The 24,897-nt window shown below is 70.7% G+C and carries 22 protein-coding genes; 13 read left to right on the top strand and 9 right to left on the bottom strand.

Features of this window, described 5'->3' with window-relative positions:
• Position 1: 1 nt before the first annotated feature.
• Positions 2-148 carry a hypothetical protein gene (locus DJ021_RS18900; protein ID WP_165837184.1) on the bottom strand — a complete coding sequence of 49 codons (147 nt, stop codon included), beginning with the start codon at positions 146-148 and terminating at the stop codon, positions 2-4.
• 198 nt (positions 149-346) lie between these two features.
• Here DJ021_RS18900 and DJ021_RS10855 point away from each other — a divergent pair, with 198 nt between their 5' ends.
• Positions 347-1,699: a sensor histidine kinase gene (locus DJ021_RS10855; protein WP_165837185.1), complete on the top strand. Its 1,353-nt coding sequence runs from the start codon at positions 347-349 to the stop codon at positions 1,697-1,699.
• A gap of 10 nt (positions 1,700-1,709) precedes the next feature.
• Here the strand turns inward: DJ021_RS10855 and DJ021_RS10860 are convergent, their stop codons facing one another.
• A complete protein-coding gene (locus tag DJ021_RS10860; RefSeq protein WP_207801815.1) occupies positions 1,710-2,411 on the bottom strand; it encodes a response regulator transcription factor in 702 nt (233 codons plus the stop codon).
• Complete coding sequence (locus tag DJ021_RS19090; RefSeq protein ID WP_111457563.1) at positions 2,399-3,049, bottom strand: sensor histidine kinase; 651 nt, start codon at positions 3,047-3,049, stop codon at positions 2,399-2,401. Before DJ021_RS19090 ends, DJ021_RS10860 begins: the two co-directional genes overlap by 13 nt.
• Positions 3,050-3,301: 252 nt before the next feature.
• On the opposite strand from DJ021_RS19090, the gene DJ021_RS10870 reads away from it, so the two are divergent.
• Complete coding sequence (locus DJ021_RS10870; RefSeq protein ID WP_111457564.1) at positions 3,302-3,985, top strand: response regulator transcription factor; 684 nt, start codon at positions 3,302-3,304, stop codon at positions 3,983-3,985.
• 5 nt (positions 3,986-3,990) lie between these two features.
• On the opposite strand, the gene DJ021_RS10875 is transcribed toward DJ021_RS10870, so the two are convergent.
• The 3 genes from DJ021_RS10875 to DJ021_RS10885 form a co-directional block, all read right to left on the bottom strand.
• Complete coding sequence (locus DJ021_RS10875; RefSeq protein ID WP_111457565.1) at positions 3,991-5,412, bottom strand: amidohydrolase family protein; 1,422 nt, start codon at positions 5,410-5,412, stop codon at positions 3,991-3,993.
• 13 nt (positions 5,413-5,425) lie between these two features.
• Positions 5,426-6,784 carry an amidohydrolase family protein gene (locus tag DJ021_RS10880; protein WP_111457566.1) on the bottom strand — a complete coding sequence of 453 codons (1,359 nt, stop codon included), beginning with the start codon at positions 6,782-6,784 and terminating at the stop codon, positions 5,426-5,428.
• Positions 6,785-6,892: 108 nt separating this feature from the next.
• Complete coding sequence (locus DJ021_RS10885) at positions 6,893-7,912, bottom strand: LacI family DNA-binding transcriptional regulator (protein ID WP_207801816.1); 1,020 nt, start codon at positions 7,910-7,912, stop codon at positions 6,893-6,895.
• 147 nt (positions 7,913-8,059) lie between these two features.
• On the opposite strand from DJ021_RS10885, the gene DJ021_RS10890 reads away from it, so the two are divergent.
• From DJ021_RS10890 to DJ021_RS10935, 10 genes are all read left to right on the top strand, one after another.
• A complete protein-coding gene (locus tag DJ021_RS10890; RefSeq protein ID WP_111457568.1) occupies positions 8,060-8,950 on the top strand; it encodes a dioxygenase family protein in 891 nt (296 codons plus the stop codon).
• Positions 8,951-8,970: 20 nt separating this feature from the next.
• Positions 8,971-9,723, top strand: coding sequence for an SDR family NAD(P)-dependent oxidoreductase (locus tag DJ021_RS10895; RefSeq protein ID WP_111457569.1), 753 nt, complete (start codon positions 8,971-8,973; stop codon positions 9,721-9,723).
• Positions 9,724-9,733: 10 nt separating this feature from the next.
• Positions 9,734-10,609 (top strand): beta-keto acid cleavage family enzyme, encoded by an 876-nt coding sequence (locus DJ021_RS10900; protein ID WP_111457570.1) that lies wholly within the window; start codon positions 9,734-9,736, stop codon positions 10,607-10,609.
• Between the two features lie 36 nt (positions 10,610-10,645).
• The gene (locus DJ021_RS10905) at positions 10,646-11,623 is read left to right on the top strand and encodes a quinone oxidoreductase family protein (RefSeq protein ID WP_111457571.1); all 978 of its coding nucleotides are present in this window, start codon (positions 10,646-10,648) and stop codon (positions 11,621-11,623) included.
• Entirely contained in the window at positions 11,620-11,955 is a 336-nt protein-coding gene (locus DJ021_RS10910) for a cupin domain-containing protein (RefSeq protein ID WP_111457572.1), read from the top strand. Before DJ021_RS10905 ends, DJ021_RS10910 begins: the two co-directional genes overlap by 4 nt.
• Before the next feature lie 4 nt (positions 11,956-11,959).
• The gene (locus DJ021_RS10915; protein WP_111457573.1) at positions 11,960-12,481 is read left to right on the top strand and encodes a gamma carbonic anhydrase family protein; all 522 of its coding nucleotides are present in this window, start codon (positions 11,960-11,962) and stop codon (positions 12,479-12,481) included.
• A gap of 233 nt (positions 12,482-12,714) precedes the next feature.
• On the top strand, positions 12,715-14,373 hold the full coding sequence (locus DJ021_RS10920) for an ArnT family glycosyltransferase (protein ID WP_111457574.1): 1,659 nt from the start codon (positions 12,715-12,717) through the stop codon (positions 14,371-14,373).
• A 182-nt stretch (positions 14,374-14,555) separates the two neighbouring features.
• Complete coding sequence (locus DJ021_RS10925) at positions 14,556-15,680, top strand: alkene reductase (protein WP_111457575.1); 1,125 nt, start codon at positions 14,556-14,558, stop codon at positions 15,678-15,680.
• 213 nt (positions 15,681-15,893) lie between these two features.
• Entirely contained in the window at positions 15,894-16,550 is a 657-nt protein-coding gene (locus DJ021_RS10930) for a response regulator (RefSeq protein WP_243625964.1), read from the top strand.
• The gene (locus tag DJ021_RS10935) at positions 16,547-18,064 is read left to right on the top strand and encodes a sensor histidine kinase (protein WP_133254989.1); all 1,518 of its coding nucleotides are present in this window, start codon (positions 16,547-16,549) and stop codon (positions 18,062-18,064) included. The genes DJ021_RS10930 and DJ021_RS10935 overlap by 4 nt, the downstream gene beginning before the upstream one ends.
• Before the next feature lie 4 nt (positions 18,065-18,068).
• Here the strand turns inward: DJ021_RS10935 and DJ021_RS10940 are convergent, their stop codons facing one another.
• The 3 genes from DJ021_RS10940 to DJ021_RS10950 are packed head-to-tail and all read right to left on the bottom strand — an operon-like array spanning position 18,069 to position 21,669.
• On the bottom strand, positions 18,069-18,479 hold the full coding sequence (locus DJ021_RS10940) for a c-type cytochrome (protein ID WP_111457578.1): 411 nt from the start codon (positions 18,477-18,479) through the stop codon (positions 18,069-18,071).
• Entirely contained in the window at positions 18,476-20,452 is a 1,977-nt protein-coding gene (locus DJ021_RS10945) for an outer membrane protein assembly factor BamB family protein (RefSeq protein ID WP_111457579.1), read from the bottom strand. Before DJ021_RS10945 ends, DJ021_RS10940 begins: the two co-directional genes overlap by 4 nt.
• The gene (locus DJ021_RS10950; RefSeq protein ID WP_165837186.1) at positions 20,449-21,669 is read right to left on the bottom strand and encodes an amidohydrolase family protein; all 1,221 of its coding nucleotides are present in this window, start codon (positions 21,667-21,669) and stop codon (positions 20,449-20,451) included. Before DJ021_RS10950 ends, DJ021_RS10945 begins: the two co-directional genes overlap by 4 nt.
• Positions 21,670-21,973: 304 nt before the next feature.
• Between DJ021_RS10950 and DJ021_RS10955 the strand changes: the two genes are divergently transcribed.
• Positions 21,974-24,838, top strand: coding sequence for a TonB-dependent receptor plug domain-containing protein (locus DJ021_RS10955; RefSeq protein WP_111457581.1), 2,865 nt, complete (start codon positions 21,974-21,976; stop codon positions 24,836-24,838).
• The last annotated feature ends 59 nt before the right edge of the window (positions 24,839-24,897 follow it).

The following is a 24,897-nucleotide window of genomic DNA, read 5'->3' on the forward strand; positions in this document are numbered from 1 at the left end:
CTCAGAGGAGCCGGTAGGCGAAGATCGCCACCGCCCCGAGCGCGAGCAGGATCAGGGCGAAGCCGCCGAGCCGCGGCGAGACGAGGCAAAGGCTGCCCGCCAACACCAGGGCCAGAGCGCCGCCTCCCAACCACACCTTCCGGCTCACATCGGTCTCCCAAAGGCTCCAAGCCCGGGCCTTGACGCCATCCTCGCGGATCCGTGCGGCAGCCGCCTCGCGCGCGACTTACAAGGGTGTAAGCTCCCTGCGCGGCCCCCGCGGAACCGGACGGCCGAGGAATGCCGGACAGCAAAGGACCCTCATGGCCCCTGCCACCGCGGACCGCCCTGCATGACTGGGAGACCGATGAGACGGTCAGTGCGGCTACGGCCGCTGGCCTTCACCGTCTTTGCGATGATCACCGTCCTGGGCGCGGTGGCCCTGGCCTTCTACATGGTCAACCTGTCGGCCGAGGACGTCTTCCTGGACCGCGAGCACAACGCCGCCATGGCGGAGCGGCAGATCCTCACCGAGGCGTTCGAGCTCGAAGGGGTCCCGGGGCTGGTGACGCGGATGGAGCGTCGATCGAGGCTGGCGGCGCCCGAGGCCCACTATGGGCTGTTCGACGCCGCCGGGCGGCGGATCGGCGGCGACCTGCTGGCGGCGCCGCACCGGCTGCCGAGCGGCGGCTGGGGCCAGGTCGAGTCGCGGACCCTGGCCGGACCGATCGCCCTCCATGCGACCACGGAGAGGCTGCCGGACGGCTCGCTGCTGGTCATCGGCCGGGACGCGGCCGGACAGCGGGACTACGAAAGCCGCACCGCCGATGGCCTGTTGATCGCGCTGGGGATCGTCGTCACCGCCAGCCTGGGGGTCGGGCTGCTCTTGAACGCCCTGGTGATCCAGCGGGCCAACGCGGTGGCCGGCGTCGCCGAGCGGATCGCGGCCGGAGACCTCGGCGCGCGGGCCGAGGTCTCCGAGCGCGGCGACTCCTTCGACCGGATCGGCGAGTCCCTGAACCGGATGCTGGACCGTATCGAGGAGCTGTTGACCGGCATGCGCACGGTCACCGACAGCCTCGCCCACGACCTGCGCACGCCGTTGACCCGGATGCGACGCGCCGTCGAAGTCGCCCTCGACCCGGCGACCAGCCATGGGGATTGCCGCGACGCCCTGGAATCCGTCAGCACCGAGCTGGAGCGGGTGCTCTCGGTGTTCACCGCCCTCATCGACATCGCCCGGGCGGAATCCGGCCTCTCGCGCGAGATGATGCAGCCGCTTCGGCTGGACGAGATGGTGGTCGACCTGGCGAGCCTCTTCGCACCCGTGCTGGAGGACGCCGGCCAAACGCTGGAGATCGCCCCGATGGCCCCGCTGGCGATGGACGGCCACGAGCAGCTGCTCCGCCAGGCGGTCGGCAACCTGCTGTTCAACGCGGCGCGGCACGCCGGCTCGGGCGCGACGGTCACGCTGGCGGTGCTGAGTGCTCCTGGCCGCGCGGAGATCGTCGTCGCGGACAACGGGCCCGGCATCCCGGAGGCGGACCGCGGTCGGGTGAAGGATCGGTTCGTGCGGCTGGACGCCGCCCGCGGCGGCTCCGGCTCGGGCCTCGGGCTGTCCATCGTCGCGGCGGCGGCGAAGCTGCACGGCGGCGAGCTTCGGCTGGAGGACAACAGGCCCGGGCTCCGTGCGGTCCTCACCCTGGTGCGGGGAGCCTGAGCGGCGGCGTTCAGTCGCCCTCGTCGAGCAGGCAATAGCCGATCCCCGGCACCACGTGGATGAGCTGGAGGGGAGAGCCGCCGTCCACCTCCGTGCGGATCCGGTCGATGCTGGCCCGCAGGGTGCGGGGTCCCGGGTCGCGCCCCCAGACATGCCGCAGCAGGCTGTCGCGGGTGACGGCGCGACCGTGGTTGCGGACCAGATAGGCGAGCAGGTCGAAGTCACGCCCCGGCACCCGCAGCGCGCGCCCGGCCCGCGCGGCCGAGCGGTTCTCCAGGTCGAGCTCGAGATCGGCGACCGCGAGGAGGGTCGGCGCGTCGCGCTGCGGCGGGGGCCGGGCCAGGGCGGCGACGCGGGCCAGCAGGGTTTCATCGGCGAACGGCTGGGCGAGGTGATCGTCCGCCCCCGCGCCGAGCGCCTCCCGGCGCGCCTCGGCGCCGTCGGTGGCGGAGAGCAGCAGCATCGGTGCGGTGAGGCCGCAGGCGCGGAGGATTCGCACCAGGGCGAGGCCGTCGATCTCGGGCAGGTCGCGGTGGAGCAGGATCAGGTGGTGATCGCTGCCCACCGCGCGCGACAGGCCCTCGCGCCAGGAGTAGGCGCGGCCCACCCGGTGGCCCGCGGTCGCCAGCCGGAGCGCCAGCGCCGTCGCGGCCGTGCGGTGGCCGTCCACGAGCAGGATGCGCGTGGCTGTCGCCGCCGTCAGGCGTGACATGGGGCCGTGGACGCCCGGGTCCTGTGCGCCAGGGTGGATTCGGGCAGGCTGAGGGTGACCATCATGCCCTGGCGGTCGGAGTGGATGCACAGGTCGCTGTCCAGCGCATGCGCCAGCCTGCGGACCAGCATCATCCGGTTGCTGCTGGCCCCGCCGCGGGCGCCGGAGCGGTTGTCGGCGACCGCGCACATCCATCCGTCGGGGCGGTGTCGCAGGCAGATGCTGACCCGCCCGCAGTCCCGCCCGACGAAGGCGTGTTTGGCCGCGTTGGCGACCAGGTCGGCGATGATCAGATCCAGGGTCTGGCAGATCTCACGCGGCAGGGTTCCGGGGTCGGCGCTGAGCTCGCAGTGGAGGCCGCGCGGCGCCAGCAGCGCGTCGCACAACCCGCCGCACAGCCTCGCCATGTGGGCGGGCGCATCCACCAAATCCTCTCCGGGATCCTCGCCCAGCGTTCGGTGCACGCAGGCGAAGGCCTGGACGCGGCTGGCGAAGGCGCCGACGGCCTGGCTGAAGGCGGGATCGTCCAGGTCGCCGAGGTCGGATCGCAGGAATCCGTAGAGTGAGGCGAGGGTGTTCAGGAAGCGGTGGTTCGCCTCTTGGAAGTCGAGTTCCGGCTCGGCGGTGGCGCTGTTCATGGCGGGCTCCGGGGGCGTGGCCAGAGGGCTCCGGGTCGGAACCGGACCGGGTCGCGACCCATCACATTTGACGCATCCTTTGGCGCGCGGCCTCACAGCGGCCTGCCTGCTTGCCTTACAGAAATGCAAGCCTCGCGCGGCCCCACGGGCGCGGCTTCGCAAGCGGCGTCCTTGTAAAGGCCGGCGTCCGGAGTCCTATACACACAGGGCCTCGAGGGCTGACTCGGCAGCCGGACGCCAAGGAGGTTAGGCATGCCCAGGCGCGTGCTGGTGGTCGAGGACGACTCCTCGACCGCGGACTACATCGCCAAAGGCCTGCGTGAGGAGGGCTTCACCGTCGAGCACGTCGGCGACGGCCGCGACGCCCTCTACCTGGCGACCTCGTCCGAATTCGACGCCATCGTCATGGACCGCATGATCCCCGGGCTCGACGGCCTCACGGTGGTCAAGGCGCTGCGCGCCGCGGCGGTGCCGACCCCGATCCTGATCCTCTCGGCCATGGGCCACCTCGACGAGCGCGTCAAAGGCCTCCGGGCGGGCGGAGACGACTACCTGACCAAGCCGTTCGGCTTTTCGGAGCTGCACGCCCGGCTCGAGAACCTGATCCGCCGGCGCACCGAGAAGACCGTGGAGACCGAGCTCCGCTGCGGCGGGCTGGTCATGGACCTCCTGACCCGCAAGGTCGTGCGCGACGGCCGGCCGATCGAGCTCCTGCCGCGCGAGTTCAAGCTGCTGGAGTTCCTGCTGCGCAACCAGAACCGCGTGGTCACCCGGGTGATGCTGCTGGAACGGGTCTGGGACTACCGCTTCGATCCGCACACCAGCATCATCGACACCCACATCAGCCGGCTCCGCAAAGCCCTGGAGACCGGCTTCGACAAGCCCTTGCTGCACACCGTGCGGGGCGCGGGCTACCGGCTTTCCGAGGAGCCCTAGCGCCGTCAAGCGGCCAGGCTCGCGGGCAGGATGATCCCGGCCGCGGCCATGACTCGATGGCCCATCTCCGCCGCCCGGCGGATCGAGCCGGCCTCCGCCTGCATGGCGGCGTGGGCGAACTTCCGCACCCGCCCGGCGACCATCACCGTGTGCACGTTGGCGACGCTGGCGTGGAAGACCGCCGCCTGCACGGGATTGACCAGGGGCGAGGAGCGCTCGTGCGCCCACGATAGGATGGTCAGGTCGGCGTCCTTGCCCGGGGTGATCGAGCCGATGCGGTGGTCGAGGCCGAGCGCCTTGGCGCCTTGCAGGGTGGCGGAGATCAGCGCGTCGCGGGCGCCGATCGGCAGATGGTCGAGCATGGCGCCGCCTTCGTGCGCCTTGGCGTTGGCGAGCATGCGCTGCGCCTGCACGGCGAAGCGCATCTGAGAGAACATGTCGGCGCTGACGCTGCAGACCACGTCGGTGCCGAGCGTGATACGCCCGCCCGCCGCCTGCACGCGCCCGGTGACCGGCAGGCCATGGCCCATCTGCATCTCGACCTCCGGCGTCACCGAGATGCTGGCGCCGAGGTCCAGCGCCAGGGCGATCTCGTCGTCCAGCAGGCGGTTGCAGTGGGTGAGGTTGATGTCCGGACCGAGCAGCCCCGCCTTGGCGAGCGTGCGGGTGTCGGGCGAGTAGTCGCCGTACATGCCGACGGCCAGGTGCATGCTGGCCATGATCCCGAGCGATCGCGCCAGCTCGATGTCGGCCCGGTTGACCTCCATGCCCGCGAAGTCGGGCCCGCGGATGGACATGCCCAGCGTGACCAGGGCGTCATTGGACGACAGCCGGCTCTTGCGGATGCGGACGATGTCGTCGGGATGGCGTTCGCGGCTCTGGTAGTACCAGCGCCCGACGTCGTCGCCGGGGGTGCCGTGGCCGAACACCGCGCGGACGCCCGACTGCTGCAGGCCGTCGATGGCCGCGTCGGCGTGGTCGGGCGAGTTCATGATGTGCGCCCAGTCGTAGACCGTCGTCACGCCGGCATCGACCTGCTCGATGGCCCCCAGCTGGGTGGCCACGCGCACGTCCTCGGGCTCGTAGTACTTGCCGACCGCGCCCAGGATGTAATGCAGGTAGTCGCCGAAGGAGTAGTCGCCGGCGCAGCCCTTGATCAGCGTCTGCCACAGGTGGACGTGGCTGTTGACGAAGCCGGGGATGACGACCTTGTCGGTCCCGTCGATCACCACCGCGCCGTCGCAGGCGAGCTCGCGGCCGACCGCGGCGATCCTGCCGTCCTTGACCAGCACGTCGCCCTCCAGGTCGCCGAGGGTGTCGTCCAGGGTGACCAGGTGGGCCTGCCGGACGAGGATCGGGCGCGAGGGGTCGAGCAGCGCCGCCTTCTGGGCGGCGGCGTTCGGATCCTGGGGGACGGCGTCGGTCATGGGGAGGGTTTCCTTAGTGTAGGTCGGCGGGCTGCAGGCCCACCTCGCGGCTGATGCGGCGGCCGGACTCGCCGAGCTCTTCGACCAGGGCGGCGAGGTCGTCGCGCAGCAGGCGCCCGTGGCGCTTGCGCCAGGCGCCGGCGACCATCACCGAGTCGATGTTCGAGGGATTGGACTGCATCACCACGCTGGAGATCGGGTCGTGGATCGGCTGCAGGTTCAGGGCGTCGGCGCGGATCAGCACCAGGTCGGCCTGCTTGCCGACGGCGATCGAGCCGATGCGGTCCTCCTGGCCGAGCATGCGCGCGCCTTCCACGGTGATCCAGGCGAGGGCGTCGCGGGCGCTGAGCCGGGCCTTGCCGCCGAAGGTCCCCCGCGCGCGGGCCTCGATGTTGTCCAGGGCGCGCTGGTGGGTGAGGGCCGTGCGCGCGGCGGTGAGCATGTCGCCGGAGTGGGCGCTCTCGATGTCGGCCCCGATGGAGGCGCGCGCGCCCAGGTCGCGCAGCCGGCCGATGATGGGATGGCCGTGGCCGGAGATCAGCTCCGACTCCGGCGTCACGGTGAAGCGCACGTCCAGCGCCACGAACCGCTCGATCTGGGCGTCGCTGAGGTCGTTGCCGTGGACGATGTTGACCAGGCGGTTGAGCAGGCCCTCGGCCTCCAGCCGCGCCCAGCCCTCCGGATTGCGCGGCGGCCCGCCGCCCTGGTGCATGGAGGCGATCAGACCGAACTCCTGCGCCAGCCGGAAGTCCTGCAGCGTCACCTCGAGCGTGGCGTAGTGCGGCCCGAGCACCGCCAGGCCCAGGGAGATCATGCCGGCGTCGGGCTGGAGCTCGACCCGCAGGCGCTCGATCTCCCGGCGCGGGTGGGGCGTCTCCCAGTAGGGCGGCTCGCCCGGCCGCGGGTCGGGCTTGGGCGTGCCATGCAGGAAGGCGGCGCGGATGCCCGAGGCGCGCAGGGCGGCGATCGCCGCGTCGGTGTGGTCGGGGGTCGGATTGTTGTGGCACCAGTCGACCAGGGTCGTGGCGCCGCAGTCCAGCTGGTTCAGGGCCCCGACCAGGGTGGCGATGTGGATGTCGCGGGGGCGGAAACGGGTGGCGAGGCCGGCGTGCATCCAGCGGGCGTATTCGGGGAACGTCCAGTTGGACGAGATCGAGCGCAGGGCGGTCTGCCAGGTGTGCATGTGGGCGTTGACCAGCCCGGGCATGACGATCATCCGGCGGCCGTCGACCACCTCTGCGTCGGCGTCGGACAGGCCTGCGCCGACCGCGGCGATGCGGTCGCCCTCGACCAGGATGTCGCCGCGGATCACGTCGTCCGCGCCGCCGCGCATGGTGAGGACCGTCGCGTCCCTAATCAGCACCGGGCTCATCGGCTCGTTCCTCCTGGAGGCGGAGGCGCTGGGGGCGGCCGGGCCGCGCGCCTGGCCGTCCTGCGCCGGCGTTCTTGCGGTCCGGCTTGGTGATGATGGGGTTCGACGTCATCGCGGCGCCGCGGTCGAGGCGCGGACCACCAGATCCGGCTTCAGCACCACGTCCACGCCGCCCTGCGCCTCGCCGCGCACCAGCCTCAGCAGCAGCTGCGCGGCCTGCTCGCCCATCTCCCGGTGGCGGATGCGCACGGTGGTGAGGGGCGGGGAGACCATGTCCACGAACGGCATGTCGTTGTGGCCGACCACGGACAGGTGGCCCGGGCAGGAGAGGCCGCGGGCGGCGAGCACGTCGTAGAGCCCCAGCGCCAGCAGATCGTTGGCCACCACCACCCCGGTCAGGTCCGGCGCGTGCTCCAGCAGCCGGAAGGCCGCCTCGCGCCCGGCCTCGCGGGAGAAACCGGAGGCCAGCTCCAGGTCGCTCGAGGCGGGGTCCAGCCCATGGTCGCGCGCCGCGCTCAGGAAGCCCTCCAGCCGGCCCTTGCCGGTCGACAGGTTCTGCGGCCCGCCGAGGTGGCCGATGCGGCGGTGACCGAGGCCGTAGAGGTGGTCGACCGCCAGGCGCATGCCGCGCAGGTCGTCGCTGACCACCGATGAGACCCGATGGTCCGCCTCGCTGCGGTTGACCACCACCAGGGGCACGCCGGCCTTCAGGCACTGATCGACGATGGCGTCGTGGCGGGTGACGGTGGCGAGCACCAGGCCGTCGACCTGGCGCGCGAGCAGGCGTTCGATGACCAGGCGCTGGCGGTCGTTGTCGGACCCCGCGTTGGCCACCATCGCCACATAGCGCTCCTCCGCCAGCACGGCCTCCAGACCCTGCAGGATCGGCGGGAAGACGGGGTTGGTGATGTCGGGCAGGACCACGCCGATGGTCTCGGAGCGGCGGGTGCGGAGGCTGGCGGCCAGGCCGTTCGGCACATAGCCCAGCTCGGCCGCGGCGGCGATCACCCGGGCGGCGACCTCTTCGGACAGGCGATGGCGGGTGGCGGGGTTCAGCGCACGCGACACCGTCGAGGCGTGAACCCCGGCGCGCTTGGCGACGTCCTGCACCGTATATCGCTCGTTCACGGCCTTATTCGTGCAACCGATTTCCAATTCCTTCACCCTCTACACCCGCGGTTTTGCCTGTCAAACGGGAAAATTTCCGTGACGTGCCCTTGACTCAAAGGCGTCGCAGGAGAACTTTCTGTGCAATCGAATGCACGGAAACGCACGATGGTGATCGAACACGAATCCGAGATCACAGGCGCGGTCGAAGCGGCCATGGCGCAGACGCCCGACGCGCGTCTGCGCGAGGTGATGGCGGCCTTCGTGCGCCATTCGCACGCCTTCCTGCGGGAGGTGCGGCCCACCGAGGACGAGTTCGAGGCGGGCATGCGGTTCCTGGTCGGGATCGGCCAGGCGACCAGCGAGGTGAAGAACGAGGTGGTGCTGGCCGCCGACGTGCTTGGCATCTCCACCCTGGTGGGCCTGCTCAACAATCCGATCGGCTGCGGCCAGACCGCTGCGGCCCTGCTCGGCCCGTTCTGGCGGGGGAGCGCGCCGCGCTACCCGCTCGGCGCCAATCTGGTGCAGTCGCCGACGCCGGGGCTGCCGCTGTTCGTCTCCGGCGCCGTGCGCGACATCGACGGCCGGCCGCTGGCCGGCGCGGACGTCGACGTCTGGCACGCCTCGCCGGTGGGCCTCTACGACAATCAGGACCCGGAGCAGGCGGACATGAACCTGCGCGGCCTCTTCACCACCGACGCCGAGGGCCGCTTCCGTTTCCGCTCGGTGCGGCCGGCCGGCTATCCGGTGCCCACCGACGGCCCGGTCGGCGACCTGCTGCGGGCGCAGCGGCGCCATCCGTACCGGCCGGCGCACATCCACTTCATGATCACCAGGCCCGGCTTCAAGACGCTGATCACCCAGATCTTCGCCGACGACGCCGACCACCTGGAGACCGACGTCACCTTCAGCGTGATCCGCTCCATTGTCGGCCACTACACCCTGCACGAGGACGGCCCCGCGCCGGCCCCGGACGTCGAGGGGGCGTTCTACACGCTGCAGTACGACTTCGTGCTGGAGCCGGGCGAGATGCGCATCCCCATTCCCCCGATCGCCTGATCCAGACCCGCGAGCATCCCATGACCACTTCCGAACTCCTGGCCGGCAAGGTCGCCGTCGTCCTGGGCGGCTCAGGCGGCATCGGCGCCGCCTGCGCCCTGCTGTTGGCGCAAGCCGGGGCCCGCGTGGCGGTAGTGGCGAGCCGTGATCCGGCCAAGGCCGAGGCGGTCCGCCACACCCTGCCGGGCTCCGGCCACGGCGCCTATGCCGCCGCGGTCGAGGACAGCGCCTCCCTCGCGCGGCTGGCCGAGGCGGTCAGGGCCGAGCTCGGCGGCGCGGACATCCTGGTCAACTCCGCCGGCATGACCCGCCCCGTCGCCCACGGCGACCTCGACGCCCTGACCGACGAGATCTTCGACCAGGTGCTGACCGTGAACTGCCGCGGGGCCTTCGCCGCCGTGCGCGCCTTCGCCCCGCAGCTGGGCGCCGGCGGCGAGGGACTGGTGGTCAACATCTCCTCGATCGCCGCGACCACCGCCGTGGGGTCGAGCATCGCCTACTGCGCCTCCAAGGCCGGCATGGACGTGATGGGCGCGGCCCTGGCGCGGGCGCTGGCCCCGTCGATCCGCGTGCTGACCGTCTCGCCCGGCGTGGTGGACACCGATTTCGTGCCCGGCCGCGACCGCAGCTGGAGCGAGAAGCAGGCCTCGGCCACCCCGCTCCGACGCCTCACCTCGCCGCACGACGTGGCGCAGGCGGTGCTGGCCTGCGCCACGAGCCTCGCCTTCTCGACCGGGTCGGTGATCCAGGTCGACGGCGGGCGTCACCTCTAAGGAGCCGGCCATGCTGCCCAAGCCGATCATCACCTGCGCCGTCACCGGCAACATCACCACCATCGAGCAGAACTCCCACCTGCCGGTCACGCCCGAACAGATCGCCGACGCGGTGCTGGAGGCGGCCGAGGAGGGGGCGGCGGCGGCCCACATCCACGTGCGCGACCCGAAGACCGGCCGACCGTCCATGGAGCTCGACCACTACCGCGACGTGATGGACCGGGTGCGCCGCAAGAACCGCGACGTGGTGATCAACCTCACCACCGGCCCGGGCGGCCGGTTCGTGCCGAGCGACGAGGATCCCCGCGTCGCCGGCCCCGGCACCACCCTGCTCGCGCCCGAGAAGCGGATCGAGCACATCACGATCCTGAAGCCGGACATCGCCACCCTCGACCTCAACACCATGAACTCGGGCGAGCAGGTGGTGATCAACACCCGCCGCAACACCGCGATCATGGCCCGCGCGATCCGCGACGCCGGCGCCGTGCCGGAAATCGAGCTGTTCGATTCCGGCGACATCCACCTGGCGCACCGGCTGCTGGCCGACGGCGACCTCGACGGGCCGGGTCTCTATTCCATCGTCATGGGCGTGCGCTACGGCTTCGACGCCTCGCCCGAGACCCTGCTCTACGCCCGTAACCTGCTGCCCAAGGGCGCCGCCTGGACCGGCTTCGGCATCGGCCGCAGCGCCCTGCCGATGGTCGCCCAGGCCTGGCTGCTGGGCGGCAACGTCCGGGTCGGGATGGAGGACACGGTCTACATCTCGAAGGGCGAGCTCGTACGCTCCAACGGCCAGCTCGTCCGCGCCGCCCGCGAGGTGCTGCGCTCGCTGGGCGTCGAGCCCGCCACGCCGGCCGAGGCCCGCACCGCCCTCGGCCTCGCCTGACCCCGCAGTCCTGGCCCACATTCGCAAGGAAGACCCATGTCGCGCTTGAGAGTCTATGAGAAGGCGGCCGACATCGCCGCCCTGAACCTGGTGCTGGAGCCGAGCGAGCCGCCGGCGGCCGGCCCCGACCAGGCGGTGGTCGAGATCCGTTCGGCCGGGGTCAATCCGTCGGACGTCAAGGCGACGCTGGGGGCCATGCCCCACGCGGTCTGGCCGCGCACGCCCGGCCGCGACTGGGCCGGCGTGGTGGTCGACGGTCCCGCCGACCTCAAGGGCCAGGAGGTATGGGGGTCGGGCGGCGAGCTCGGCATCCGCCGCGACGGCACCCACGCCACCCACCTGCTGGTCGAGCGCGCCCAGGTGCGGCGCAAGCCCGGGCCGGTCAGCCTGCTGGAAGCCGGCGCTGTTGGCGTGCCCTTCATCACCGCCTACGAGGGCCTGCGGCGCGCCGGCCTGCCCAAGTCCGGCGACGTGGTCCTGGTGCTGGGCGCCAACGGCAAGGTCGGCCAGGCGACCACCCAGATCGCCACCATGCTCGGCGCCCAGGTGTTCGGCGTCGAGCGCACGAGGGAGGCCTACGCCGGCCACGCCTCCGGCCCGGTGCGGATGATCGGGGCGGCCGAGGAGGACCTCGCCAAGGTCGTGCGCGAGGAGAGCGGCGGCCACGGCGCCGACATTGTCTTCAACACCGTCGGCAGCCCCTATTTCGACAAGGCCAACGAGGCCATGGCGCTGAAGGGCCGGCAGATCTTCATCTCCACCCTCGACCGCTCCGTGCCGTTCGACATCATGGCCTTCTATCGCGGCCAGCGGACCTACGTCGGGGTCGACACCCTGGGGCTGGACGGCCGGGAATGCGCCGAGATCCTCGACGCCCTGGCGCCCGGTTTCGAGCGGCGGGACCTGCGCCCGTTCCCGGTGCTGGACCACGCGGTCTACAGCCTGGAGCACGCCAAGGACGCCTATGCCGCGGTGCTGTCGGGCGCCCGCGACCGCACGGTGCTGAAGCCATGAACGTGACCCGGCTGGCTGCGGCGCCCGGCTACGAGCCGCCCAACCACACCGACATGCGCTGCCTGCGCCTGCAGGGGCATGAGGCCGGCCCGAGCGAGGCCCTGTGGCTCGGGCTGTCGCACCTGCTGCCCGGCGGCCATACCTCGCTGGACGCCTCGGGCGTGGAAAAGCACTACGTGGTGCTGGAGGGCGCGGTCACCGTGGTCACCGAGCACGGCGCGGTCACCCTGGAGGCGTGGGATTCCTGCCGCCTGGCCCCCGGCGAGAAGCGCCGCCTGGAGAACCGCACCAACCGGCCCGCCAGCATCCTGCTGGCCATGCCTCTGGCCTAGGGCCATGCGCGTCGAGCTGGAGGGGCTGAAGCCCCAGGTCGCCGAGGACGCCTATGTCGCGCCCACCGCCTGCCTGATCGGCGACGTGCGGCTGGGACCGCGGTCCAGCGTCTGGTTCGGCGCGGTGCTGCGCGGCGACAACGAGCCGATCACCATCGGCGCGGGCGGCAATGTGCAGGACAACAGCGTCCTGCATGCCGACCCCGGCTTCCCGCTGGTGCTGGAAGACAACGTCAGCGTCGGCCACCTGGCCATGCTGCACGGCTGCCACGTGGGCGCGGGCTCGCTGATCGGCATCGGCGCGGTGGTGCTGAACGGCGCGCGGATCGGCCGCAACTGCCTCGTGTCGGCCAAGGCGCTCGTGCCCGAAGGCTTCGAGGTTCCCGACAATTCCATCGTCCGCGGCGTGCCGGGGCGCATCGCCGGCGAGGTCTCAGAGAGGCATCTGGCGATGATGGCGCGGGCGGCGCAGTCCTATCAGGTCCGCATCCGGCGCTACCTCGGCGCGGCGATCCGTCAGGACTAGGCTCGCCGCCGCGACGGTCAGGTTTTGGCGCTCAGCTATTGGGCAGTTGAAGGACGGCGCAACGCCCGAAGGTCGGAAGCTGGGCGCCGGCGGCTTGCGCGCGGGCCATGGCCTCGAAAAAGCCACCGAGATCGAGCGGATCGGAGCAAGCGCAACCATGCGGGATGCGCTGCACCCTGGACCTCGGCCCTTCGATCTCCGGGCGGTGATTCAAGCCCGCTCGGAGCTATGCCTTGAACGCGATACCCCCGGCCTCCCGCGCAGGCCGCGAGACGACCACTCGCCCGGTCGTGGCCGCCCCGTACGCGCCCGACGCCGGGCTCCCGTGGCCGGGCCTCGCCCGCCTCCCGGCCTGGCTGCGGCTCGCGGATCCGCAGGTGGCCGCCGCGGTCGCGATAATCTCGGCGTTCACCGTGTTGCGGCTGCTCGCCGCGGCCTGGGTCGGCCTGGGGGTCGATGAGGCCTACACCCTCGCCATCAGCCGCCGCCTGGCGCTCTCCTATTACGACCACCCGCCGCTGCATCAGTGGATCGTCCATCTGTTCGGCGATGTCCTGGGTTATGGGCGCGCGGCCCGCCTGCCGTTCGTCCTCCTGTTCGCCGGGTCGTCGTGGATGCTCTTCCGGCTCACCCGCCACCTGTTCGGGGCGCGAGCCGGCGTCTGGGCGGTGGTCGCCCTCAACCTGTCGGCCTTTTTCAGCGTCATCGCCGGCGGCTGGGTGCTGCCGGACGGTCCGCTGATCTTCTGCCTGCTGGCCGCCGCCGATCAGCTCGCGAGGATCCTGTTCCCAGCGCCCGCCGCGCTGGGGGCAAGGGCAAGCGGATCGATGCGCGCCTGGGCGCTCGCGGGGATCTGGATCGGCCTCGCCGGCCTGTCCAAATACCAGGCCATCCTCTACGCCGCGGGACTGGTGATCTTGCTGGCGGCGTCGCGTGCCGACCGCGGGCAGTTGAAGCGCCCCGGGCCCTATGTGGCGGCGCTGATCGCCGCGGTGATCGTCTCGCCGGTCATCGTGTGGAACGCCCAGCATCATTGGGTGTCGTTCCTGTTCCAGGGAGGGCGCGGGCTTCCTGGCCATGGGCTGCGGCCGGGCGGCCCCGTCGTGGCCTTCCTCGGCCAGGCCGCGGTGATGCTCCCCTGGGTGATGGCGCCCCTGGTGATGGCCCTGTGGCGCCCCGGCCCGGCCGGTTGGGGCAGCCGTCGGCGATGGTTCTGCCTGGCCCTGAGCGGGCCGGCGATCCTGCTGTTCACCCTCACGCCCATCTGGGGCCAGGCCTCGCTGCCGCACTGGGCCATGCCCGGCTGGCTCTTCGTCATGCCGCTGGCCGGCGAGTTCATGGCGCGGGAGTCCGCCGTCAAGCCCTGGCCGCGGACCTGGGCGGCGCTGTCGTTCTGCGCCTTCCTGGCGCTCTGGTCGTTCGTGGTGGTGGAAGCGGCGACGGGCTGGCTCGGGCGCGCCTGGCCGGCGGTCTTCACGCACGGCGACCCCACGCTGGAATCGGTCGAATGGACGTCGGCGCAGGTCCTGGACCACTCGGCCGTCATGGCCGACCCCGGCCTCTTCCTCATCGCCGCGAAGTGGAACGAGGCCGGGCGACTGGTCGAGGCCTTCGGCGCGCGGCGTCCGATCGTCGTCGCCTCCTCCGATCCGCGGGGCTTCGCCTATGACGGCGCACCGGGGTCGCTGGTCGGTCGCGACGGGCTTCTGGTGGTCGAGCGCCCGGACGCCGAGACCACCCTCGCACGATTGCGACCGTGCTTCGCCACCGTGCAGCCGGCCGGAAGCGTCCAGTTCGGGCGGCAAGGATCCCCGGAGGTGCGCCTCGAGACCTTCGTCGGCCGGCGATTGTCCGCGCATTGCGCCGGGCTGGGGACGCTGCCGCCGCGATGAGGGTTGCATAGCCATAGCGCCACCCGCTTGGCGTGGCGGCGATCAGCTTACCTATCAGCCTGCCTTGAAATCCTCGCCCATGGAGGTCCGCTTCAGGCCGCGCGGTCCCTTGCGATCCGCGCCCGAAGCCACACCTTTGCGGCCAGCGCAGCGGCGCGCCCGGACAATCTCGGAGATCCTGCATGGCGAAGTCCCACCCGGCCCGTTCGGCCGACGCCCTATTCGAGCCGGCGACGGCGGGCGCCCTGCAGCTCACCAACCGCATCGTGATGGCGCCGCTGACCCGCAACCGCGCGGGGCCGGACCTGGTCCCCAGCGACCTCGCCGCCGAATACTATTCGCAGCGCGCCACCGCCGGCCTGATCATCGCCGAGGCCACGCAGATCTCCGCCCAGGCCCAGGGCTACGCCGACACGCCCGGGGTCTACTCCGACGCCCAGGTGGCGGGCTGGCGGGCGGTGACCGATGCGGTGCACGCCAAGGGCGGCAAGATCGTCCTGCAGGTCTGGCACACCGGCCGGGTCTCCCACACCCTGTTCCAGAAGGACGGCCAGGCGCCGGTCGGCCCCTCAGGCATCCGCGCCGCCACCAAGACCTTCGTCGCCGGCCAGGGCTTCGTCGACGTGTCGGAGCCGCGCGCCCTGCGCCTGGACGAGATCCCGGGGATCGTCGACGACTTCCGCCACGCCGCGCGCCGCGCCATCGAGGCGGGCTTCGACGGGGTGGAACTGCATGGCGCCCACGGCTACCTGCTCGACGCCTTCCTGCGCGACGGGACCAACGACCGGACCGACGCCTATGGCGGCTCGATCGCCAACCGCGCCCGGCTGATCCTCGAGGCGGCCAAGGCGGTCGCCGACGAGATCGGCGCCGACCGCGTCGGCGTGCGCCTGTCGCCCGTGTCGCCGGCCGGCGACTCCAAGGACAGCGATCCGCAGGCGCTGTTCAACCACGTGGCGGACGGCCTCAATCCGCTGGGCCTCGCCTACCTCCATGTCGTGGAGGGTGCGACCGGCGGGGCGCGCGACAACGAGCCGTTCGACTATGCGGCCCTGCGCGACCGCTTCAACGGGGTCTGGATGGTCAACAACGGCTACGACAGGGCCATGGCCCTGGCCGCCATCGCCAGCGGTCGGGCCGACCTGGTGTCGTTCGGGCGCGCCTTCATCGCCAATCCCGACCTCGTGCGGCGGCTGCGCGAAGACGCCCCGCTCAACGAGCTTCTGGGGCGCGACACCCTCTATGGCGGCGGCGCGCACGGCTACACCGACTATCCCACCCTGGACGCGATCGCCGCCGTCGCCTGAGCCGTGACCTGAGCGCGCAGGGTCTGGTGGGGCGGCGCTGACGCGCCGGTCGGCCAGGCTTCTGCCGCCCAAGAGTGCACGAATCCCGCGCGAATCGCCCACTTACTAAGCGACCGCAGGTCGTTGTACGCTCTGGAAGTGTCTTTTGATGCGCCGGGCGTCGCGAACGCTAAGCCTGCGCGCGGGGGCGTAGGGGTCGGTACCGTGAGAATAATGGTGGTTGAGGATGATCCGCGGCTGGCCCGCGGGATCGTCGGTTCACTGAAGGCGGAAGGCTATGCCGTCGACCATTTCGGCGAGGGCGAGGAAGCCATAGAGCAGTCCGGCTGCGAGCCCTACAGCACCATCGTGCTGGACCTCGGTCTGCCGGACGTGGACGGGCTGGAGGTCCTGCGCCGGATGCGGCGCGGCGGTTGCCGCACCCCGGTGCTGATCCTGACCGCGCGCGACACCCTGAACGACCGGGTCAGCGGCCTGGACCAGGGCGCCGACGACTACATGTCGAAGCCCTTCGAGCCGGCGGAATTCCAGGCCCGGGTCCGCGCCCTGGTGCGGCGGGGCCAGAACGCCCCCGACCCGATCCTGCAGTTCGGCGGCCTGCTGCTCGACCGGTCGAGCCGGGTGGCCACGCTGAACGGCCGTCCGCTGGCGCTGCGCCGGCGCGAGATGGCGGTGCTGGAGGCGCTGATGGCGCGGGCCGGCAAGCTGATGTCGCGCAACCGGCTGGCGGCCCAGGTGTTCGACCACGACGCCGAGGTCTCCCCCAATGCGCTGGAGGTCCACGTCGGGCGCCTGCGCCGCAAGCTCCAGCCCGACGGGCCGGAGATCAACACCGTCCGCGGCCTCGGCTACATCCTCGAAAACGCATGAGGCTCCCCGGCCTCGGCTCGCTTCGGGGGCGGATGCTGCTGGCCTTCATCGGCCTGCTGATCGTGTTGGAAGTCGCCGTGGCGCTCAGCGCGCACGCGATCCTGCACCAGAACTACGACAGCGGCGGCAACCGCATCCTGCTGGGCTCCCTGAAGACCATATCGGTCGCCTACGCCGCCCCCGAGCCCCTGCGGTCGAAGGTCGTGCCCATGGCGCTGAAGCTTCTGAGGCGGCGCGCCCGGCCGATCACCTATTACTCGGTCTACAGCGGCGGCCGGTTCGTCGAGGGCCTGCCGGAGATCCGGCCCCCGAGCGGCAACGAGCCACACATCGACGTCCGCTCGATCTTCGGCGCCCGACTGCCGCACATGAGCGAATACGTTGACGCCGAGGATGGCGTCGACGTCCTCGTTCCGGCCTACATCCGCCCGGGGACCTTCCGCGGCGTGCCCGCGCGGATCGGCACCGAGGTGCGGCGGGCCCCCGGTTTCGCCGAGCCGGTGGTCGTCCAGATCGCCATCGAGGAATCGGTGCTGATGCAGGGCGAGAAGGAGTCGATCGGCTATATCGTGATCGTCTTCGGCCTGACCCTGTTGACCGGTGTCTTGGCCTATTGGCAGGCGACCAAGTGGGCGATCCGGCCGTTCGTCGACCTGCAGGCGCAACTGGAATCGCGGGCCGCCTCGGCCGATTTCCGCTTCAATCCGCTGACCGCCGCACCGCAGGAGGCGGCGACCTTCATCTTCGCCTTCAACGCCCTGCTCGGCGAGTTGAAGGAGTCCGCCGTCGCCGTGAGCCGGTTCACCTCGGAGGCGTCGCACCAGATGCGCACGCCGCTGGCGGTGCTGCGCACCCATCTGGACCTCGTCCGCCGCTATGGCGTGGCCAGCAACTTCGGGCAGGAGGGCCTGCATGACATGGACGGCGCCATCGGCACGCTGGAGCGCCTGCTGCTGCAGTTGATCTCCCTGGCGCGGGCCGAGGAGATGTCCGGACCGGCCGAATTCCGGGAGCCCTTCGACCTGGTGAGCGCCGCCTCCGCCGCGGCGGCCGACCGGTTCGAGCAGGCCCGTGGGCACAAGGTGGAGCTGAGCTTCGAGGGGACCTACGACAACGCACCGCTGATGGCGGTGGGCCAGCCGTTCCTGGCGCGCGAGCTGGTGGGCAACCTGATCGACAACGCCATCCGATACAACACCGCCGGCGGTTCGGTGGTGGTGCGCGTGGAGCGCCAGGGCGGCGCCTGCCGGCTGGCGGTGATCGACGACGGCCCCGGCATTCCGGCCGAGTCGCGCGAGCTGGTGTTCGACCGCTTCTACCGCCTGCCGCGCGACACGGAGCGTAACGGCAGCGGCCTCGGCCTGCCCATCGTCCGCGCGCTGGCCGAGCGGATGTCGGCGACCCTGGTGCTGGAGGACGGCCCGAACGGGCGGGGACTGGCCGTGGTGGTCGACTTCGCGGCGGCGGAGCCGGGCTCTGCGGAGGCCTCGCGCCTCAAGGACGTCGCCGCCTAGGTCGCTACGGCCGCCGGACGATGGGAATGGTCTTCAGCGCCTCGACGTCGGCCGGCAGCTCGGCCTTGCCAGCCGGATAGTGGTTCACGCTCAGCATGTAGGCCAGGATGTCGGCGTAGGCCTGGTTGCTCAGGCCGCCGGGCCCGTCGGCCGGCATCGAGGCCTTGGTGAAGTGGTACAGCTCGCCCAGCGTGCGGCCCTCCCACTGCGCCCAGAACGGACCCGAGATCGCCGGGCTTCCGCCGCCGCCGCCCAGCGTCGGCCCATGGCAGCGGGCGCACTCGGCGTCGTACTGGCCCTGGCCGCGCTTCGCCTGGTCGGCGGAATAGACGCCGTCGTTGACGCTGGCGGCATGGGCCACGCCTGCGCCCGCGAGGATCGCCACGGAGGCCAGGAGCGTTGCGATACGGGTCATGGCAGGCTCAGCGCGACGAACTCGGGCGCGTGGGTGCGCGAGCCGATGGTGACCAGGAGATACTGCTTGCCCTTGTACATGTAGGTCATCGGCGAGGCCGTCGATCCGGCCGGCAGCTTCATCTCCCAGACCACCGCGCCGGTCGCCTTGTCGTAGGCCCGCAGCTTGTTGTCGAAATAGGGCTCGAGCGGGAGATCGCCGTCGCGGGTGCGGCCATTCAGGCTCACCGGGTCGGCCTGCACCACGAACAGCAGGGTCTTGGTGGCGACCGGCATGTCGTGGCTGGGCATGCCCAGCGGCGGCAGGGTCAGGCCCTTCAGCGCCGGATGGCTGCGCGGACCGTCGGCGTTGGCCACCGTCCACAGGGTCTCGCCCCGGTTCAGGTCGATGGCGACGATGCTGCCGTAGGGCGGCTTGACCAGCGGCAGGCCCTGAGGCCCGTCGGCGAGGGCGCGCGGCCCCTTGGTGTAGCGCAGGTTGGTCTGCGCCGGGTCGCCGGGCAGCACTTCCAGCAGCAGCGGCCGCGTGAAGGTGGGCACGAACAGGACGTTGGTGTCGGGATCGAGGCTGGCGCCGTACCAGCCCGCGCCGCCGGCGGGGACCTGCAGCACGGCCTGTTTCTCGCCGGGACCGCCGCGGACCACGGCAGGGGTGAAGATCGGGCCCAGCACGTAGTCCTTGGCCATCTTCAGGCCCTCGGCGCGCAGCTCCGGCGTGAAGTCGATGAGGTCGTCGGTGGTGACGCCCTGCCGCTCATAGGCCGGCGGCTTGGTGGGCATGGGCTGGGTCGGCGAGGTGACCTCGCCCGGCGTCGTCGAGGTCGGCACGGGCCGCTCGACGATCGGCCAGACCGGCTTGCCGGTGGTGCGGTCGAGCACGAAGGTCGAGCCGAACTTGGTCAGCTGGACCACCGCCTTGATCGACTTCCCGCCCACCTTGAGGTCGGCGAGGATCGGGCCGTTGTTGAGGTCGTAGTCCCACAGGTCGTGGTGGACGGCCTGGAAGTGCCAGGCGTGCGCGCCGGTCTCGCAGTTCAGCGCCACCAGGGAGTCGGTGAACAGGTTGTCGCCCAGCCGGTGGCCGCCGTAGTTGTCGTTGGTCGGCGAGCCGGTCGGCAGGTAGACCAGCCCCAGCTGGCTGTCCGAGCTCAGCGGCGCCCAGACATTGCCTTCGCCGGTATAGCGCCAGGAGTCGTTCTTCCAGGTCTCGTTGCCCGGCTGGCCGGCCTGCGGGATCGGGTTGAAGGTCCACAGGCGCTTGCCGGTGCGGACGTCGAACGCCTGGACGACGCCGGGCGGCTCTTCCTTGTTCGAGGGGGCGTCGGTCATCGCCGCGCCGACGATGGCGACGTTGCGGCAGATCGTCGGCCAGCCGCGCCAGGTGAAGGTCGGGGCCAGCTTGCCGAAGGCGGAATGCAGCTCCGCCCGCCCGCCGTCGCCGAAGCTTTTGACCAGCCGCCCGGTCTTCGCGTCGATGGCGTAGAGGTGCTCGCCGCGGATGGTCAGGATGCGCTCGTCGGCGCCCTCCCGCCAATAGGAGACGCCGCGTCCGGACGCGCCGCGCACCGGGTCGCCGGGGAAGCGCTCCTGGCGCCACAGCGTCTTGCCGGTCGCCGGGTCGAAGGCGTCCACCAGGCCCATGGCGTTCTGCGCGAACAGCCGGCCGCCAACCATCAGCGGCGTGGACTGGAAATTGGCGCCGGCGCGCAGGCCCGGCTCTTCCGCTTTCAGCTCGTCGGTGAGGGCCGCGCGCCGCCAGGCGATCGCCAGCTTGCCGACGTTGGCCTTGTTGATCTGGGTGAGCGGCGAATAGCGGTGGAAGTCGGCGTCGCCGCCGTGCTCAGGCCACTCGCCGTTCGCTGTTCCCGCCGAGGCGGCCAGGGCGGCGCCCGCCAGGCCGGACGCCATGGCGAGGGCCGCCGCGCCGACGGCGAGCCGTCGGCGCAGGGAAGCTGCGGTGACTGCCGCGGTCATTGCGGGACCTGGCTCGGATCCGTGACGTTCTTGAACACCTTGCCGCCCTTCATCACGAACAGCACACGCTTCAGGCTGGTGATGTCCTTCAGCGGATCGCCCTCGACGGCGATGATGTCGGCCTCCATGCCCGGCTTGATCGAGCCGGTCACATCGCCGAGTCGCAGCGAGGTGGCGTCGAGCGAGGTGACCGAGACGATGGCGTCCATGGCCGGCTGGCCGTTCTGCACGCGCCAGATGACCTCGTTGGCGTTGTGGCCTTCGGCCCCGGCGTTGGTGTCGCCGCCGGTCAGGATCTTCAGGCCCTTGGTGTGGAACATCATCTGCCAGACGGGCGGGGTGGTCTTCTGGTACTCGACCATGTTGTCGAAGGCGGCCTGGGTGTAGTTGCCGATGCCGCGGTAGTTGTCCTGGTGGGCCAGGTAGTTCTGTTGCACCACGCCCCAGCTGGGTTCGATGTAGACGCCGCGCTCGGCCGCCAGGGTCATGTCGGCCTGGGTGGCGAAGCGGGCGTGGGTGACCGCGTAGCAGCCGGCCATGATCGCCTGGTGGACGGCGGCCGAGGCGTGGGCGTGCACCCAGGTGCGCAGGCCGAGCTTCTTGGCCTCGCCGCAGGCGGCGCCGATCTGGGCGTCGGTGAGGGTCGGGCCGCCGCCGTCGCGGCTGCTCTTGGACGCGAAGATCTTGATCAGGTCGACGCCCTTGGCGGCGTTCTGTCGGACAAAGTCACGCATGTCCTCCGGGGACATGCTGCTGTCCGAGATCGGTTGGCCCGAGGTCAGCAGGCGCGGGCCGGGCAGGCGGCCGTCGGCGATCGCGGCGCGCAGCGGCAGGTCGTCATCGGAACCGATGCTCTGGATCGTGGTGTAGCCGGCCAGCAGGGTGACGTAGACGTTCTCCGCCCACTTCAGAGCCTCTTCCGCCCGGGTCTCGCCCTGGGTGGTCGCCCGGCCCTTGGCGTTGAAGTGGGTGGTGATGTGCACGTGGGTGTCGATCAGGCCCGGCATGACGGTCAGCTTGCCGAACTCGTAGTCGGCCTTGCCGCCGCCCTTGGCGACGCCGACGATCTTCGAGCCGTCGACGGTCACCGTCATGTCGCGCTGCACGCCGCCGAGACCGTCAAGGAGCTCGCCCGCATGGATGCGGATCGGCGCCGCCTGGGCGGCCGCCGCACACGTCATCAGCGCTGCGGTCGCGCACGCCAGTCGAAACGCCATCTTCGCCATCTTCTCACCCCGAGCCCCAAAACCTGGAAAAAACGCTAGGCCCCGCTAGCTGGCGCCAACCTGTCACGCGGCCGCCTCGCAGGCGCGAGCTTGTTGTCAGCTTGATGACAGCAACGAGACCTAGTGTCCCAACGTGGACCTAAGGGCGGCGACCTCGGGGCGACAGACACACCAGGCCGCCAGCAGACAAGACGTCGGGGCGCCTTGCCCCCCGTCATCTGACTAATCCCAGGACCCAAACGGGGGTGATGAGCACCGCGAGGGCCATCACGTATTGGATGCATACGGGGATACTATGCACAAGCAACGCGCGGCGGGCAGCAGAGGTTCGCAATCTAGACGAGGCCAGTATTTCGGGAGCGCCAGCTTTGCGGCGGCCCTGCTTCTAGCCCAGGTCGCCGGGGTGGGCGTGGCCCATGCCGCCGACGCGGCGGACGCCAGCACCCAGCTTGATGAGGTGATCGTCACCGCCTCGCGCGTCGACCGCGCCGGATTCACCGCGCCGACGCCGACCACCACGGTGGGGCTGCAGGAGCTCCAGAAGTCCGGCACCACCAACGTCGCGGACTTCCTGAACACCATCCCGGCCTTCGGCGCCGCGACCACGCCGGCTTCCACGGCGCACAACTCGGTCGGCTCCGGCCTCAACCTGGTGAACCTGCGCAGCCTGGGCGCCAACCGCACCCTGGTGCTGGTGGACCGCGAGCGCTTCACCCCGTCGACCGCCACGGGCCGCGTCGACCTGAACGTCATCCCCACCGTCATGATCGAGCGGGTGGAAGTGGTCACCGGCGGCGCCTCCGCCGCCTGGGGCTCCGACGCCGTGGCCGGCGTGGTGAACCTGATCTTCAAGAAGAACCTGGACGGCTTCGCCGGCGAGGTGACCGGCGGGCTCAGCCAGCAGGGCGACAACCAGGACATCAAGACCGCCCTGTCCTGGGGCGGCACGGCCCTGGACGGTCGGGCGCGGCTCTCGATCGCCGGCGAATATGAGGACAACAGGGGGATCGGCCGAAACTCCGGCCGCGACATCCTGGCGCAGAACTATAACGTCATCGCCAACCCGACCTACAAGCTCGGCAACGGCCAGCCGCAGAACTACGTCACCAGCAACGTCAACGTCTCGACCGCCACCCTGGGCGGGGTTGTCACCACCGGGCCGTTCGCCGGCCAGCAGTTCGCGCCGGGCGGCGCCCTCGTGCCGTTCACCTACGGCACGATGCGCGGCAGCCAGTACATGATCGGCGGCAGCGGCATCAGCGTCGACAACTCGATCAACGCGGCGCAGCTGAGCCAGTTCGCGAACCCGGTTCGCCGCGGCAACCTCTACCTGCGCACCTCGTGGGATGTCACCGACAACGTCGAAGCAACCGTCGATGCGAGCTACGCCCAGTCGACTTCCGAGGGCTACCTGAGCATCCCCTACGACCTGGGCACCATCACCATCCAGCGTGACAACGCCTACCTGACGGCGGCGGAGCGGGCCGCGCTGACGGCGGCCAACGTCACCAGCTTCAAGATGGGCCGGATCAACCAGGACGTCAGCTACAACTACCCGGTCAACGAAACCGAAACCCAGCGGTTCAGCTTCGGGCTGAAGGGCAAGTTCGACGCGCTCGGCACCACCTGGAAGTGGGACGGCTACGTCGCCACCGGCCTCACCCACTTCACGCAGAAGATCCAGGGCAACCGGATCACCGCCAACTGGACCCAGGCCATCGACGCCGTGGTCAATCCGGCCAACGGCCAGATCGTCTGCCGCTCGACCCTGACCAATCCCACCAACGGCTGCGTGCCGATCAACCTGTTCGGCCAGGGCTCTCCGTCAGCGGCGGCCTCGCGGTATGTGACCGGCACCTCGATGCTGGCGGCGGACTTCCGGCAGGACGCCGGAGCGGTGAACATCTCGGGCGAGCCGTTCAGCGTCCCCGCCGGCCCGGTCTCGATCGCCGCCGGCCTCGAGTTCCGCCGGGAGTCGGTCCACCAGGTCGCCGACGCGATCTCCAACGCCAACGGGTTCAACATCGGCAACCCGCACGACATCAACGGCTCGGAAGGCGTCAAGGAAGCCTTCGTCGAGACGGTCGTGCCGCTGCTCAAGGACATGACGCTCGTCAAGTCCCTGGACTTCAACGGCGCCATCCGGGAAACCGAATACCAGACCAGCGGCGCGGTCACGACGTGGAAGGCCGGCCTCAGCTGGTCCGTCACCGACGACCTGCGGGTGCGGGCGGCCCGGTCGAAGGACATCCGCGCCCCGGCCCTGGGCGAACTCTACGCCTCCTACATCCTGTCCAAGGGCACGCTGACCGACCCGGCCAAGAACAACCAGCAGTTCCAGGTCGACACGCCGCAACAGGGCAACGTCAACCTGGTGCCGGAGACCGCCGACACCACCACCTTCGGCGTGGTCTACCAGCCGTCGTTCATCAGCGGCCTCAACATCTCGGTGGACTACTACAACATCGACCTCCACGACGCGATCTCGGCCCTGGGGTCGCAGGACATCGTCAACCGCTGCTACGCGGGCGTGGCGGAAATGTGCCAGTACGTGGAGCGCAACGCGGCCGGCGAGCTCACCCGGGTGACCCGGGCGAACATCAACCTGTCGGAGCTGAAGACCGCCGGCGTCGACTTCGAAGTCGCCTACAACACCCCGCTGTCGCGGCTCTATGAGCCGCTGCCGGGCGACCTCAGCCTGCGCTTCCTAGGCACCTACACCGACTACCTGACCTCGGTGGACACCAACATCGTCCAGCAACTGGTCAACGCCGTGGGCTTCGGCGCCAACGGCATCCCGCAGTGGAAGTGGAGCGCCAGCGCCACCTGGCGCAACGGCCCGCTGACCCTCTACAGCCAGCTGCGCTATACGGAAGGCGGTCGCTACGACAACCTCAAGGACGCCGCCGGCGTCTACACGACCCAGGTGCTGGGCGGGAAGAACTGGTTCGACGGCCAGTACATCACCGACCTGTCCGTGCAGTACGAGCTTCAGCCGAGCGCGGGCCGCAGCGTCACCCTGTTCGGCAGCGTCAAGAACGTGTTCGACACCATCGGTCCGCCGGTGGGCATCGGCTACATCCTGCCGGGCCCGACGAACTTCTCGTTCTACGACGACATCGGCCGGCAGTTCCAGATCGGCGCCCGCTTCCACTACTAGCGGCTGATTGAGAGACGGTGTCCCGGCGAGGCTGCCCAGCCTCGCCGGGCTTCTTCAAT

This window comes from Phenylobacterium hankyongense, from assembly GCF_003254505.1.
In the GTDB taxonomy this organism is placed as follows: domain Bacteria; phylum Pseudomonadota; class Alphaproteobacteria; order Caulobacterales; family Caulobacteraceae; genus Phenylobacterium; species Phenylobacterium hankyongense.

Excerpts from the sequence above, each read along its gene's own strand:
- DJ021_RS10870 (WP_111457564.1), top strand. The coding sequence starts at position 3,302 with ATGCCCAGGCGCGTGCTGGTGGTCGAGGACGACTCCTCGACCGCGGAC.
- DJ021_RS10910 (WP_111457572.1), top strand. The coding sequence starts at position 11,620 with ATGAACGTGACCCGGCTGGCTGCGGCGCCCGGCTACGAGCCGCCCAAC.
- DJ021_RS10900 (WP_111457570.1), top strand. The coding sequence starts at position 9,734 with ATGCTGCCCAAGCCGATCATCACCTGCGCCGTCACCGGCAACATCACC.
- DJ021_RS10915 (WP_111457573.1), top strand. The coding sequence starts at position 11,960 with ATGCGCGTCGAGCTGGAGGGGCTGAAGCCCCAGGTCGCCGAGGACGCC.
- DJ021_RS10895 (WP_111457569.1), top strand. The coding sequence starts at position 8,971 with ATGACCACTTCCGAACTCCTGGCCGGCAAGGTCGCCGTCGTCCTGGGC.
- DJ021_RS10890 (WP_111457568.1), top strand. The coding sequence starts at position 8,060 with ATGGTGATCGAACACGAATCCGAGATCACAGGCGCGGTCGAAGCGGCC.
- DJ021_RS10940 (WP_111457578.1), bottom strand. The coding sequence starts at position 18,479 with ATGACCCGTATCGCAACGCTCCTGGCCTCCGTGGCGATCCTCGCGGGC.
- DJ021_RS10880 (WP_111457566.1), bottom strand. The coding sequence starts at position 6,784 with ATGAGCCCGGTGCTGATTAGGGACGCGACGGTCCTCACCATGCGCGGC.
- DJ021_RS10855 (WP_165837185.1), top strand. The coding sequence starts at position 347 with ATGAGACGGTCAGTGCGGCTACGGCCGCTGGCCTTCACCGTCTTTGCG.
- DJ021_RS10930 (WP_243625964.1), top strand. The coding sequence starts at position 15,894 with ATGGTGGTTGAGGATGATCCGCGGCTGGCCCGCGGGATCGTCGGTTCA.
- DJ021_RS10905 (WP_111457571.1), top strand. The coding sequence starts at position 10,646 with ATGTCGCGCTTGAGAGTCTATGAGAAGGCGGCCGACATCGCCGCCCTG.
- DJ021_RS19090 (WP_111457563.1), bottom strand. The coding sequence starts at position 3,049 with ATGAACAGCGCCACCGCCGAGCCGGAACTCGACTTCCAAGAGGCGAAC.
- DJ021_RS10875 (WP_111457565.1), bottom strand. The coding sequence starts at position 5,412 with ATGACCGACGCCGTCCCCCAGGATCCGAACGCCGCCGCCCAGAAGGCG.
- DJ021_RS10935 (WP_133254989.1), top strand. The coding sequence starts at position 16,547 with ATGAGGCTCCCCGGCCTCGGCTCGCTTCGGGGGCGGATGCTGCTGGCC.
- DJ021_RS10925 (WP_111457575.1), top strand. The coding sequence starts at position 14,556 with ATGGCGAAGTCCCACCCGGCCCGTTCGGCCGACGCCCTATTCGAGCCG.
- DJ021_RS10860 (WP_207801815.1), bottom strand. The coding sequence starts at position 2,411 with ATGTCACGCCTGACGGCGGCGACAGCCACGCGCATCCTGCTCGTGGAC.
- DJ021_RS10955 (WP_111457581.1), top strand. The coding sequence starts at position 21,974 with ATGCACAAGCAACGCGCGGCGGGCAGCAGAGGTTCGCAATCTAGACGA.
- DJ021_RS10950 (WP_165837186.1), bottom strand. The coding sequence starts at position 21,669 with ATGGCGTTTCGACTGGCGTGCGCGACCGCAGCGCTGATGACGTGTGCG.
- DJ021_RS10945 (WP_111457579.1), bottom strand. The coding sequence starts at position 20,452 with ATGACCGCGGCAGTCACCGCAGCTTCCCTGCGCCGACGGCTCGCCGTC.